13 protein-coding genes are annotated in these 13,952 nt (G+C 37.6%); 2 read left to right on the top strand and 11 right to left on the bottom strand.

What is annotated here, in order from left to right; translation table 11 throughout:
- The 3 genes from ACYVI1_RS05590 to ACYVI1_RS05600 form a co-directional block, all read right to left on the bottom strand.
- The coding region (locus ACYVI1_RS05590; protein ID WP_460907634.1) for a recombinase family protein at positions 1–641 on the bottom strand (641 nt) is incomplete at its 3' end.
- A gap of 1,907 nt (positions 642–2,548) precedes the next feature.
- Positions 2,549–3,037, bottom strand: coding sequence for an SRPBCC family protein (locus ACYVI1_RS05595; protein ID WP_460907636.1), 489 nt, complete (start codon positions 3,035–3,037; stop codon positions 2,549–2,551).
- Positions 3,038–3,039: 2 nt separating this feature from the next.
- Positions 3,040–3,354, bottom strand: a complete 315-nt coding sequence (locus ACYVI1_RS05600) for an ArsR/SmtB family transcription factor (protein WP_460907637.1) — start codon at positions 3,352–3,354, stop codon at positions 3,040–3,042.
- A gap of 920 nt (positions 3,355–4,274) precedes the next feature.
- Here ACYVI1_RS05600 and ACYVI1_RS05605 point away from each other — a divergent pair.
- Positions 4,275–4,490: a hypothetical protein gene (locus ACYVI1_RS05605; protein ID WP_460907639.1), complete on the top strand. Its 216-nt coding sequence runs from the start codon at positions 4,275–4,277 to the stop codon at positions 4,488–4,490.
- A gap of 6 nt (positions 4,491–4,496) precedes the next feature.
- Here the strand turns inward: ACYVI1_RS05605 and ACYVI1_RS05610 are convergent, their stop codons facing one another.
- On the bottom strand, positions 4,497–4,688 hold the full coding sequence (locus tag ACYVI1_RS05610) for a hypothetical protein (protein ID WP_460907641.1): 192 nt from the start codon (positions 4,686–4,688) through the stop codon (positions 4,497–4,499).
- 228 nt (positions 4,689–4,916) lie between these two features.
- Here ACYVI1_RS05610 and ACYVI1_RS05615 point away from each other — a divergent pair, with 228 nt between their 5' ends.
- Positions 4,917–5,582, top strand: a complete 666-nt coding sequence (locus ACYVI1_RS05615) for a recombinase family protein (protein WP_460907643.1) — start codon at positions 4,917–4,919, stop codon at positions 5,580–5,582.
- Between the two features lie 439 nt (positions 5,583–6,021).
- On the opposite strand, the gene ACYVI1_RS05620 is transcribed toward ACYVI1_RS05615, so the two are convergent.
- From ACYVI1_RS05620 to ACYVI1_RS05650, 7 genes are all read right to left on the bottom strand, one after another.
- On the bottom strand, positions 6,022–6,861 hold the full coding sequence (locus ACYVI1_RS05620; RefSeq protein WP_460907645.1) for a phytanoyl-CoA dioxygenase family protein: 840 nt from the start codon (positions 6,859–6,861) through the stop codon (positions 6,022–6,024).
- Positions 6,862–6,867: 6 nt separating this feature from the next.
- Positions 6,868–7,350 carry a hypothetical protein gene (locus ACYVI1_RS05625; protein WP_460907647.1) on the bottom strand — a complete coding sequence of 161 codons (483 nt, stop codon included), beginning with the start codon at positions 7,348–7,350 and terminating at the stop codon, positions 6,868–6,870.
- 15 nt (positions 7,351–7,365) lie between these two features.
- Positions 7,366–8,850, bottom strand: a complete 1,485-nt coding sequence (locus ACYVI1_RS05630) for a condensation domain-containing protein (RefSeq protein ID WP_460907649.1) — start codon at positions 8,848–8,850, stop codon at positions 7,366–7,368.
- Positions 8,851–8,852: 2 nt separating this feature from the next.
- Positions 8,853–12,200, bottom strand: a complete 3,348-nt coding sequence (locus ACYVI1_RS05635) for an amino acid adenylation domain-containing protein (RefSeq protein WP_460907651.1) — start codon at positions 12,198–12,200, stop codon at positions 8,853–8,855.
- Between the two features lie 21 nt (positions 12,201–12,221).
- Positions 12,222–13,073 (bottom strand): phytanoyl-CoA dioxygenase family protein, encoded by an 852-nt coding sequence (locus tag ACYVI1_RS05640; protein ID WP_460907653.1) that lies wholly within the window; start codon positions 13,071–13,073, stop codon positions 12,222–12,224.
- A gap of 140 nt (positions 13,074–13,213) precedes the next feature.
- Positions 13,214–13,615, bottom strand: coding sequence for a hypothetical protein (locus tag ACYVI1_RS05645; protein ID WP_460907655.1), 402 nt, complete (start codon positions 13,613–13,615; stop codon positions 13,214–13,216).
- A 46-nt stretch (positions 13,616–13,661) separates the two neighbouring features.
- Positions 13,662–13,898, bottom strand: coding sequence for a hypothetical protein (locus ACYVI1_RS05650; RefSeq protein WP_460907657.1), 237 nt, complete (start codon positions 13,896–13,898; stop codon positions 13,662–13,664).
- Positions 13,899–13,952: the final 54 nt, after the last annotated feature.

Genomic DNA, 13,952 nt, shown 5'->3' on the forward strand with positions numbered 1-13,952 from the left:
GACTGGACGCGGTTTTTTTGGTTGAATTGGACATAACCAAGGTGATTTGAGTGAAACAATTTACTGAATTCTCTCTTCCCATTTTCACCCCTTTTGTCCACTTTCATTTGACGACGTACAATGTGTAACTCGCGGGCGATTTGTTCAACCGGGTATTTGGCTTCTTTGTAGAGACTTTCACCAAGGCGGGCTTTCTGCTCACCGGCTTTGGATAGCCCTTTACGACGGCCTAAGAGTTGACCCCGTCGACGGGCGGAGGCCAAACCAGCCAGTGTCCGCTCCCGAATTACCTCCCGTTCAAACTCAGCCAGACTAGCAAAAATGCGAAAAACAAGCCGACCTTGAGCCGTAGTGGTGTCAATCGGGTCGTTCAGACTGACTAACCCAACGTGTTGCCCTTCGAGCTGGGTTACAATCTCGATTAAGTGATTCAAGGAGCGGCCCAGTCGATCCAGCTTCCAAATCATCAAGGTGTCCCCCTCCCGGATGATTTCGAGTAGCCTGTTTAATTCAGGCCGTTCGGTTTTGGACCCACTGGCTTTCTCCTGAAAGATTTTCGAGCAACCTGCTGCATTAAGGGCATCTAGCTGAAGCGCCAGGTTTTGATCTTGCGTAGAGACGCGTGCGTAACCTAACTTCATGGTCTAGTAGTATCTATCTCACGTCAAGGACGTGAATGTGAGAAATCTATTGTCGATCTAGGAAGCAGGTTGTTGTTGAAGGTACAGAATTATCAGATTGCAAGGCTTACAAAAAGAAGGATACCACTAAGCTCTTTAGAAAGGGGGTATTGCCTATAAATGATTGTTCTGATCGATTAGTCATCATTCACGTCTGAAACCGTTTACGAAAAGGTTACTTTTATGAATGGGCCACTATGAAACGTACAAAATCTTTAAAAGGGGAGCGCCAATCTTTTAGCATATATCGGCAAAATACTATTTGTAATAAACAGGGCATTATAATCAGTGAACCGACTTCCTTTTATAGGATACGACATGGAACAATCGCAACGAAGTGTCCACTAAAAGGAAGCAAGTCCAAGATGGAGTAAGTTGAAAAGTATAGACAGTAGTCGTGTTCTATTAGTAGGGTGTCTGCGGCCCGCCGCTGTAGAATTTTAACCAGGTAATGGCGGTTTATTTTGCGTCAAATTTGATGTCCTTACCCGGCAGAAACCATATAACTGTAGATAACGAGTCGATTTATGAAACCTTTTGAACATACCCGCGTGTACACTGTGTTATTACAAGGGTATACCCGTATACAGGGCTGGTTCGGCTATCCAGTAGAACCCAGGGCCACACCTTCAATTCGGCTAGCGGCTCTGCTTTTTGTCTTGGCTAGCTTACCCGCCCTCGCCATTTATATGTATGTCAGTACTAGAGACTATTATCTTTGGCCCAGCTTGTTTTCTATTACTTTATACGGGTATTTAATCGGTTGGCTAGGGGTGACCATGTGGTGCTTATGGTTTGTACTGCGCAGCCTATTGATGACCATCTTAGTCCAGCAGGGGTTCGTTCCTTCCGCCCGGTTCCTTACAGCCGGTATGCTCAGTAGCTTCCTCTGCTTTTTGATGACCTTACCGTTGCTCACGAGGATGACCTGGCGTGAACAGGTGTCAAGCGAAACCCTCAACCTGATTGATTGTATTCTAGTGAGTATTTCCCTGTTGGTGACGCTCCTGCCTACTTATTTCAGTTGGAGACACTCGGCAGGAGTTAACTAGCCCTTAGTGGGCAACAGGTTGTCCCTCACGATACGCTCAGGCAGGAGCGTTTTGTAGGTCCAACTTGAGTACGGGGATTAACTAAAGAAAATTGGGCAGTCCCCATGACAAAGGAGCCGATAGGCGCTGGGCAACTCAGTTCTTATCCTTGATGCTCTTTAAACCGTCTACTACGAGTCCCTTTGCAAGCTGACGCTACAAAGCGACATGGATCAGCCCAATTTGGTTTCCATCAGGATCATAGTACATCACTTTTCGGGTATTCGGTTCGGGTCGTTCTTCTTTACTAGACTGGATACCACGTACTGCAATCTGGGAAACTAAAGATTCCAGGTCGCTCACCATCACATTCCACCTCGTTGGGAAAAAAACTGGGTTCACAGCCGAACAGCCGTTGATACCAATCCAGCGACAGGTCATAATTAGAAACCGGTATCCCGGCAAATAGATCCTGTCCTTGCCCATTTAAGGCGCGTTTGATTTGCTCTGCCATAATCAATAAAATATACTACTGAAAATAAGAAGATTCTCGTATGCGACTAATAGCCGGTCCACCGTCGGACCGCCGAAGCGGTGCGGCTTGACAGTTATAAAAACCGTGAAGTTTACAACAACCGGTTCAGCCGCTAGCCGCTCAGGGGTGAGGCATCTACCAGCACTTTGTAGTCGCAATTAACCGTTTATAGCTTGGCCATGGTGGGGGTATGGAAAAGTTGTCTGCTGAACAAACGTAGAACTGACGATTTAACTACCCATACTGAATTGAGAACGTTCAGTCCCACTTCGCCAAGCCCATCTTCACCCCAAGCTATTCCTTTACTTTTGTTGCGATAAAGTGGCCAATAACTCGTCCAGGTTTTTCATGGTCATAGCCGTTCCTTCCTGGAAGCCCATTTCAAGCATCTTCTCTAAGCGGACAAGCGATTCATTATAAATACTGATTCGTACGGTTGTCTTCCCGTCTTGTTCGCTGAAAGTTAAATCCCATTCAGAACCGGGTAATTCTGGGTTTTCATCTTTGTCAGCAAAAGCATTCCACAATTTGAAATTGGTTTTCGGACTAATGGACGTGTATTTTTGAATGGACCAATGCTCTTCTCCTTCTGGGCTTACCATCGCATAAAACCGTCGGCCGCCCACTTCAAAATCCATAGATTTTGTTTTAGAGGTCCAGGGTTTGGGGGCCCACCATTGATCAAGAATTTCCGGCTTCGTGTACGCATCCCATACCAACGAAAGGTCGGCATCAAACTCTCGGGAGAAGCTTACCGTTTTTGTTATTTTGTCAACAATGAAATCGTTCATTTTTAGGGTTTTTTTAGGGTTGATAATACGCCGTCAAGTTGATTAAAACGAGTTTCCCAAATTTTCCTGAATTGGTCTACCCACTGATCCACCTGTTTTATTTTTTCAATGTCAAGTGAGTAGTAGATCTCCCGGCCTTGCTGGTGCTGTTTGACCAGTTGGCATTCAGTGAGTATGCGAAGGTGTTTGGAAACCGATTGTCGGCTCGTGTTGAAGTTGTCCGCAATGGCGTTGGGCGTCATTGCCTGCCAGGCAATCAGGGTGATGATTGCCCGCCTTTTGGGGTCGGCTATTGCCTGAAAAATATCTCGTCTCATCGTGTTTAAATTTTACTTTGTGAAACCGATTGATTGCAAATGTATGTGCAACCAATCGGTTTCACAAATTTTTTCTAGTTTGAAAGAAAATCAGTTGGAATTATCGGCTTGGTGGGGCATCATAAAATGGCTGCTGACTCGCCGATTACCTTACTAAACGCCCGTTTTTTCAAGACAGGAATAAATCTCTATGTTTCTAAAAACCGGATAATAACAATAATTTTAAATTGCCATCCGCACCGGCGACCCGGTCACGAATCAACCGCAACGGCCGGTACGCCGGTGCGAGACCGTGTCTCATTTTCGCAGTAGGAGTTGAGTTTGTGCCCGGGCAGCCGTCGCTGACATTTATTATATACGAATCGTAATCTTCTAAGCGACCTATTTGTAGAAATGCTTATAGTCTGATTTAAGTGGCATGTTGCCCCATTTGAATTCTACTTATCTATTTAACCCAGCTTGGTTTGACTATTGAATCTTATTAGAAATGTACTATTTCATTAATTTTTATTTTGGAGTGACATTACTCATTGAGTCGTCAATAAGTGCAATTTCAGAATTCTAAGATTTCGTACACAAAAAGGCTTCTTGTCCTATACTGATTTATCGAGCTATTCTATATTATATGCTCCATCAGATAAGTATGTTACCACCTGCCAAGGCACAGCAGAGAATTTTGTTACACAGGTAATACGATGATTAAGTACGCGGCTTCGAGCGGATGAACCAGCTGTTTTTGGCTCGTGTTATACCTCTACCAACCAGCCCCATGCTTTGTGTAGCTTATGGAAGTAGGAGAGGAAACATTGTTTGTTCGCCAATTGGCCTATGAATGGGCCCGGGTTGACTTGCCCACCCAGCGGTTAAAGTATAGTGATTATATCCGGGCCGTAACTAGTCTCCAGGCCTCAACCAAAAACATGAGCAAGACTCGGACCATCTTCAAAGCTATTCTTCAACAGGCTAGTCAATTAGCGAAGTCGTCGGAGTGGGTAGAGCAGGAGTTGCGGTTTGAAGCCCTGGCCGAGTTCATCGAAGATCGAGTTGAAACGCTCTTGCTGGATTTGACGCATGGGGGCGTGGTGGATGATGCAGCTTTGGATCTATATAACGAACGGGCAAGCCGTTTTAACTAAGCTAACTCAATCGGGCCACTTTTCCAGGCCAGCGGCAATGCGTAAGGCTCGCTGCACATCTTCCCAATAATAGCCGCTGTCATAGCCTGTTGACAAGCGATCACAAATGGTCAGAAAATCATTAGCGGCCTCAAACTGCAGTTTCTCAGGAACTGGTTGGTCGGGTTGAGAGGGGAGTTGATCTGATACACCTTCCATAGCCTTAAAGGTATGCGTTTTTTGTTTTTCAAGAAAAATGCTGTTCAAGTACCAAAGCTGAATCGGTACATTACCACACTTACCCTCCATTTTACTATCTCTGCCAATCTGGCAGCTTTTACGCGGTGAATTCAATCCCCTTTTCAATTACTTTTGTGTTGTCACGAGTCAAGAACGCTCGTTGTAGCCTTGTGACAAACGTACTTTTTGTCTACCAATAATCCATGTATGGTGAAATATGTAGCTTACTACCGGGTGTCCACACAAAAGCAGGGGAGAAGTGGGTTGGGACTGGATGCCCAAAAAGCGGGGATCGAAACGTTTTGTGGCCAGCAACTGATCGGTAACTTTATTGAAATTGAATCGGGTGGCAAGACAAGCCGTAAAGAACTGGCCAAAGCCATTGAACTTTGCCAAAAAGAGAATGCCAAGCTGATTGCCTACCGGCTGGACCGGGTTCTACGGAATCTGGAAATTCTGGTCGCCCTGCGGTTGAATAAAGTCCTGTTTACAGCTTTGGATTGTCTCAATGACTCCGATATGATCATCAACATCAAAGCCGCCTTAGCTGAAGATGAATTACGCAAGATCTCCGAGCGAACCCGCGCAGCGCTACACCAAAAGAAAGCCCGTGGTTTTACTTTAGGCAAACCAGAAAATTTTTGTGACGAAGGCCGTCGGAAAGGAACGGCCGTTGGCAAAGAAGCCGCCCGGATTCACCCGGCTAACCAGCAAGCCGCCGAATTGATTCGACTTTATCAGCGGGATAAGCTAACGATGAGAGCGATTGCCGAACGACTCAATAGAACCGGTTTTCGGACGCGAAAAGGAAAGCTGTTTCAAGCCGAATCGGTACGCCGGTTGATGAGCGAAACGGTTGTGCTGGACCGATAATAGGTTAGCTAGGGAATGGACAACATTCGTACGAAATGTTCCATCACTATAAATAGCCGAACGATGAAAGACGTCTCGTTTTGAATTGCCTTAACTTTGCCTCTTTCACGAACATGGGAGAGCATAAAAAAGCCTGGGGTGACATGACGAGCTCATGCTTCAGCGTAAGGCTATTGTCGCCTATGAAAAAGACGTAACGGCCATCGTGGCCTGATTAAAACGAGACCCCATTCTAACCAAACCAAGAGTTGCTTAAAGAGGTTATCCCAGGTTATTTTATGTTCTCCAAGTCTTAGCCTGGGCGGCTGAACGCAATCAACGATCGGTCAAAATCACCTAGCAGCTTACCATAGGCCAAGCCCGTGAGACCCTAAACAGCCAATATGTAAAGGTCAATCCAGTCAGAAAACAATATCAAAAAACTTAAATTATAGAGTACTTAGTCTATTTTCCATAAAGTCGGACAAACTTCCGCATCAGAATAGTTTGGCACTCCATTCCGATCTTTCACGCAAATTATATCATTACTATGGATTACAGCATTTCCATTTCTATCATAAACTTTTCGGTACCTGTTGGAATGATCTTGAAAGTGAATAGCATAAGCTAATCTGGCATCATTACTAATATTTGCTTGGCTTCCATGAATTGTTTTACAATGGTGAAAACTTACCTGTCCCTTTTTTAAATTTAGGGGAATTATTTCAAATGCCTGATTCACCTTCTTATAATCAGCTTCAAGTTTTTTAAGATCTTTTGTATGAAATGATTTCTGTAATTCTTGATAATCCCATAAATGGCTTCTGTCAACTACACATAAAGTACCATTCTCTTCATTTGTATCCTGAAAGGGAATCCAAGCAGTTATCAACACTTCGGAAGTACATGTTTGCCAATATGCCTTATCTATATGCCAGCCTACAATATTGTCTACTTCATGAATTCGGGGAGGCTTATAAATTAATTGATCGTGAAATAATCTTACAGAATTAGTGGAAGATATTTTACCCGCGAACTCAGCTACAATTGATTGCTCAAGAAAATTACGATATACAGACATCTGAAGAGATATATAATCATTTTGACGTAAAATATTGCCCTTTGCAATATGCCAATCATTATTTAATCTAATATCAAGTGCCGTATCTATGTCACCAGCATAATACCTTTCTGAAGCAAAAATAAGATCGTCAATGCTTTCACTATCAACAATGACTGGTGAAACCCACCAGCCATGTTCTTCATAAAATGAAATATCTTTACTTGTTAGCCGTTCCATAAGCCGCTATTTTAAGCTTTTAATGACCCGCTTAACACTCGATTTTAATTTATTCTTAATGTCATTAGAGTTAAATAATTCACTTAAAATTTCCATTTTTAAAAAATACAGTTGTTTTGCATCTAAGCTTAGGATATCTTCTGAATTTAATAGTGAAACTAAAAATGAATCAAAAAACTGAGATAAAAAGGTTGTTTGATCATCAGGGCTATAGCCTAATAATTTAAGTTCTTCTTTTGGAATTTCAACTCCTTTAAGGTAATGTGTTTTTCCATCTACCTGATATTCTAAGTTAATAGAAGTAAGTGAGTTCGGAGGACTCAATGTATTAAATTCAAATTTTCCAAATATTGCATTAGGCGATACAGAATTCGCAGGGCTTAATGTGTTTACCAAAAAAGCAAAATTGGACTTGGAATCTGCTGGGCTTAATGTGCTAACAAATGCTGCGACTGCTTTAAAAGGCGGAGGTGTAACTTTCTTTGCCATAATTAGTTATTAAGTTTAAACGTTTTCATTTTTCAAGTTCGAAATTAGGCTGTGATAATTCATTATCAAGTCACTTATAGTTTGGTCATGAAATAGATCTGTTTTGTAAAAAACAGATAAAGTATGATCACCATCTTGACCTTCACGAACAAAGAAAGTCAAATCTGTAGAGTCCAAAGTCAATATCGGGTCTAACACTAAAGGTAAATCCAGTTTTCGATTTTGATTTATTTCCAATTGGAATTGATTTTTTATAGATTCTATATCAATTCCGACAGTTTCACACTTTTCAACCTTAAAATAATAAAGTGGATATTTGTCCGTAAGAAACATAACAGAAAAAGCTTGTTTACCTAACGAAAGAATGTTTAATAATTGTTGTGCTTTGCTAAAAGGTATTTTCTCATTATAGAATGCTTCAATGCAGCGATGAATAATAATATTAATTTTTTGTAAAACTGTAATATTAGGTTCCAATGCTGTATCTATTAAAACTGTGTTATAAAGTGCTCCCATAATTTTTGTTCCCTGTCCCTGTCGATTCGCCGATAAAGTAGCTATATTTTGTTGTGGTATGCCAGTCCATTTCTCCAAGCAGATTACAAAACAACTCAACAATATCATAAAAACTGATGCCCCAATCAATTTTGCTAACTCCTTCACATAATTCATATGAATTTCACAAAGATGAACGACTTGTCTTGACGTCCTTAAATAAGGCACTGGATAGCGGGGCTTATCATAAGGTAGCCTTTGTTCTTTATTAATTATTAACCGGATTCGGTTAAGCCATAATTTTTGCAGTTCTTTTCCCTGTGAAGTGGAGAGCCAATTTCGCTGCATTAATGCATAATCCATGCATTGAATCTTGGGGTACGGTAAAGTGATTGAATTATGCTCAATGAAGTTTTTGTAAATTTGAGAGAACTCTTTGCAAAAAAGCTCCAATGACCACGCATCTGCACAGATATGATGGAAGCTAAAGAATATAATAAATTCTTTTTGTATAGTTAGATGAATTATGCCTATTCGAATAGGCAAATCCTTTGTTATATCAAAAGGAGTTTCGAAAATTTTTTTCGCAAAACTGAAAATAATTTTTCTAGAATATTTGGAGTACCTTTTATTGATAATTGGAAGTTGATATTCATTAGGTAATAATGCATATGCGGCCAGATTGTCTTCACATGAAGTATAAATAGTTCTTAATACTTCATGTCTAAAGATTAATTCTTTAACCGTAAGGGAAAACGATTTTTGATCAAATGGACCTTTTATACTTATTGCGTAGGACAAATTTAGCAATGCTGGATTTATATCTTGGCATTGAGTCATAATAAAAATGGAGCTTTGGGCCCATGTAAGAGGTCCATTTCTTCTATTTACCACTCTTTGAACCAATTCATTATTTTCGGATGAAACTTCTTTTTTTAGAAGCTTGTCCAACAATCGCTTTCTTTCAGAAGACAACCCTGTAGATGCAATTTCATTATTCTCCATGTTTATTTTTTTCCATAAATAAAATGAATAACAGTCTCTTGGTGAATGTCGTCCTGAATAATAGTTGTTTTAAAGTGTTTCTCCTTTAACAATGTATTGATCTTATCTAATCGCCCTTTTTGGTCATGTACTTCTACCACTATCTGCTTTATTTTTGGCCAATCATATTTTTGAATACCATTTAATATGTCAAGCTCACTTTTTTGAACATCAATTTTTAAAAGGTCAATACATTCAATAGTATGCTTCTTCATAAAATATGATAATGTAATTGCCTGACAGCTTATTTTTTCGCTTTCAAAGCGATTTTTTATTATTTCGCTTGAATAAGATTCTAGAATTTCAGAACCTTCATAATAGCCTCTGGTAAACACCTGATTATTAATTATAGAAGAAAGAAGATCTTTTTCTTCTTTCTGGTTTGGGTAAAAAGTACTCATACCTGGCACAAGTGGGTAAAATGTTATTTCTTTTTTAATATTTTTCTTGGAAATTGCTAAATTATGAATGGCTGGTTCAGGTTTTAATAAACTCAAATTAAATTTAAGTAATTCGAAAAGCTGTGGAACCGGCTCAAATGCATAAATTTTTGAATTGGGCGATTTTAAATGCGCATATATTGAAAACAAGCCAATATTTGCACCTATATCAAAAATAACAATATCATCACCATATTCAATGATATTCTTCCAATAGGTATTATGCTCAAAAATGTCCTTATAAAGGTGTAATGTTTCAGAACGGTAACTGTCTAGTATTTTAATTCCATTGGGTAACGTAAAGTGTCGCCCTTTGCTAAAGTTATCATTTAATAATTCATCAGTTACTTGATCTAATTCAAGTTTTTTACTAACCTCTTCATCAGTCATCTCCATGACTTTTTTTACTAATAAATTTTCAATATTCTTTGCTGTTGAAATTATGTTACCTGAACCCAGAATTACTTTTAACGGAATTGAAATTCCATATATTTCATTAAGTCGAGAGACGATTTGAATTGCGAGTAAAGAATGTCCGCCTAATTCGATAAATGACTCATGATTTTGTATATTATTAACTCCTAATACATTTGACCATATAGCAGCTATATTTTTTTCCAGTTCGTTTCGAGAAGGTAGGTCTACATGTTCCGTATTTTTTTTAGATTGAAGTGAAGATAATTTTATACGATCAATTTTTCCATTTGAATTTATTGGAAATTGCTCCAGATGTATAAAAGAAAATAAGCTTGGAATCATATATTCCGGAAGTTCTAAACTTAATAAACCTCTTATCTCCTTAATGGAAACCGATGCATTATTTTTTGTAGTAAAATAAACGATTAGGCGAGTTGTTTCATCGTTTCCAAACTTATCCGCAGTAGCTACTGCATTCTCAATATTTGTTAATTTCAATAGAGCAAGTTCAATTTCTGATAATTCTACTCTATATCCTCTTATTTTTACCTGATGATCCTCTCTACCAAGAAATTCAATATTACCATCCGCTTTCCACCGCCCAATATCTCCGGTTCTGTACATCCTTGCTCCCTCTTCATCCCGAAAAATGTCTTTTAAAAATAAACTCTCACTCAAAACAGTATTATTAATATACTTTTCAGCCAAAGCTTGGCCACCCACATAAATTTCGCCAGATATTCCAATCGGTACTAACCAATTGTCTCTATCTAATATATAAATATTTACATTATCAATTGGCTTTCCTATTGGCGGAAGTTCTGGCCATCTAATTGGAGAATTTTCGAGTTTATAGGATGTAATAACATGGGTTTCTGTTGGTCCATACTGATTTTCTAGTTGGCAGTTGTTTTCTCTGAAAAATCGAATTATAGATGGTGTAATTTTTAATTGTTCACCTGCACATATTACTTCCCTTAACGATTCTAATTTAAAAGGGTTTAGGCTATTTACTTCGGCTAATTGTTTTAACCCAACCATAGGTAAAAACACTCTCTCAATACCGTACTCTTTTAAAAAATGAGATAATGCTAGAACATCATTTCTCACAATATTATCACCAATAACTAAATGCCCACCAAAACAAATTGTTGAAAATATTTCCTGAAAACTAACATCAAAAGCTAGAGAAGTTCGTTGTAAAGTTTTGGGTGAAACCGTTGCATAACTTTTCGCTTGCCAGCTAACAAGATTATATAACGGAGCATTATTCATTAGTATCCCTTTAGGGACTCCAGTCGAACCAGATGTAAAAAGAATATATACTCCATCATTAGGCCCTATTGAAACATTAGTCGACGTGGTGGGTATGGTTCTCTCTTGTTTTTGGTATTCATCTAATAATATTAATACATATTCTTTTTCAAAAATAGAAATTATCACATTACTCAATTCGGTAACTATATATTTAATATGCGCATCTTCCAAGATCATATTAATTCTTTTAGCTGGTATGGTAGTGTCTATCGGAACTACAATGCCGCCAACTTTCATTATCGCAAGCAAGCATACAATCATTAGATTGCTGGGAGCCAAGCTAATTCCTATGTAGTTCCCTTTAGTAACTCCTTTTATTTTTAAAAAATTTGCATACTGATTGGATAAATTGTCTAAATCAGCATAAGATAAATTATCTCCCTGAAAACTTATAGCTGTTTGCAGTTTGTAATTTCGAACAGACGAGGTGAAAAGATCGATGACTGATTTACTGTTTAATTTTACTGGTGCATTAAACTCATTTAAAATTTGCTTTCTCTCATCATTAGAAAGTATATCTATTTTTTTAAACTCTACATTAACATTATTGATACTAAATTCAATTAAATTGATTACGTGTTTTCCAAATGTTGATATAATTATTGAGTCATATAGGCGCGTACTATACTCAACATCAAATCCATTTTCATCTACGAAAATTGTAATATCTTGCTTTAAATCATGGGAGACTTGTGAACCTTTCTCAATGACTATAATATCGTATAATGGATTTTTATTTATTATTTTCTCTTTGTTTAATATTTTAACTATTTCTTGCGGATCTACTGAACAATAGGGGCGATATATTTTCAATATAGAATGAATTCTACTTTCAATTTCGCTAAAATTGCTATTGTCATCTAAAGCAAATGTAACTGGGTATATTTGAGCACCTACTTCTCCTTTAATTTGAAGTCCAATAGAAATGTTAGCATTACTGTTGTATTTCTTTAATATTAAGATTATTGCTGTCAGATATTGTTCATAACTTAATGTAAAAGGTAGGTTGAATCGTTCATTGCTCTTTTTAGAGGAATAAATTTGTGAACGTTTTGAAAAAATAGGAATATTTGTTGGTAACCCTTCGGTATTCTTTTCCCAAAACGTTTTGATTTTTTTATACTCAATTTTATTCATATTATATTGGTTTGCAATTAGTTACTCTTTCCAAAGTAATGGACAAATATCTGGGTCGCTGTAATCTGGTACACCTATGTTTGTTTTCCTGCATAATAGATCATTTACATGCAGAACGGTTGTGTCATTTTCGTATTGAATATTATATTTGTTAAATTTATCTTGCATGTGAATTGCCAATGCGATTCTGTTTTCGTTTGATCTATTTGGATAACTTCCATGTATCGTTCTACAATGGTGAAAGCTAATTTGCCCTTTTTTTAATTGAATTGGGATTATATTTATGTTTTTCTGCCTGTCATCAAATAATTGATCAAGTACATCTAAATTCATGTTATTAAATGTATTGAGTTGTTGTGTATTTTTCCAAGTATGACTTTTATCCACTACACATAATGTTCCATTTTCTGATGAACAGTCCTGAAATGGAATCCATGCTGTAAGCATATTTTCTGAAGTACATGTCTTCCAGTACGCTTTATCAACATGCCACCCTACAGCTGCATTAGGGGCGATATTTACTGGTGGCTTAAAAAGTAATTGATCATGAAACAATCTTATTTCTTTCGAATTTATTAGTTTTGATGCAATAGCACCAATTATTGGTTGTAATACTAAAGTTCTTAATTCCTCATTTTGCAGAGAAACATAATCATTTATTCTTAGAATATTTCCCTGCTCTTTTTTCCAGTCAAGAAACCCTCCTGAAAGCGGTAGATGAATGTCTCTTTCACCTGCGTAGTAACGCATTGCTCCATGATAGGCATCTTCGATTAAATCATTTTCTAGAACTGGGGGTGAAATATACCAGCCATGATCATTAAAAAACTTAATATCGTCATTTGTGGGTAAAAGATTGCCCTCTGCTTTCATAAGAATTATTTTAAAAATACCTACTACTCTGCTCCATTCTATAGTTCATAATTTACTCAGGGTTTTCTTATAAGAAAGCCCTGATACTAAAAGCAAGCTAAAGAAAAAAATCAATTAGTGAACTTTATTTAAAAAGTTCGTTAACTATTTTTTATTATCTCGGTTTCAATACTCCTAACTAATTCATTACATTGAGCACAGGCTATTTCACCCTTCTGGCTATACCATCTGCATTTCAACCTAATTGAGCAATCTTTTAATGAACCAGAAGGACTATTATTTAGTGTTAAAATCATTTTGTCAATCAGTCCGCATTCATTATTAATTTCACTCCACTGAGTACAACCTGATTTAATACAACTACCTGCAAACCGAAATCTTTTTTCAGGATCTCTTCCCTTTTTTGCTTCATTAACAAATGACTCATTAATTGTAATAGGTGATTTTAAATAATCAGTATTGCCATTAGAATTAATAATCCCATATAGTTTGGCTCCTGATTTGCACATATAACTCGGACAAAGCTCATTAGAGTTTTCCATATAAATATATATTAATGTTCTTAACAATTTAATATTTATTAAATTGTTAACCGGGTCTTACTGCAAGTCCAACTGGACCGTTGGCAGGTAAGTCTATTATTATACCACCTAAATTAAGTTTTTCACCAAAGTTTTTTTGTAACAATAAATCTCCTTTATTGTCAATTTTCGCTAATTCATTTAGCACAACGCTTCTAATTCCATGCTCAATTCGCTTTACCTGTTCGTCAGATAATTCAAGGCCTTCAAGCGAAACAACAAAAGTTTTATCTAAGTTTTTCATTTTTATTTATTGATTTTTTAACATTATTGAAAAAAAATGTACTCTGTTCTATAT

This window comes from Spirosoma areae, assembly GCF_054781775.1.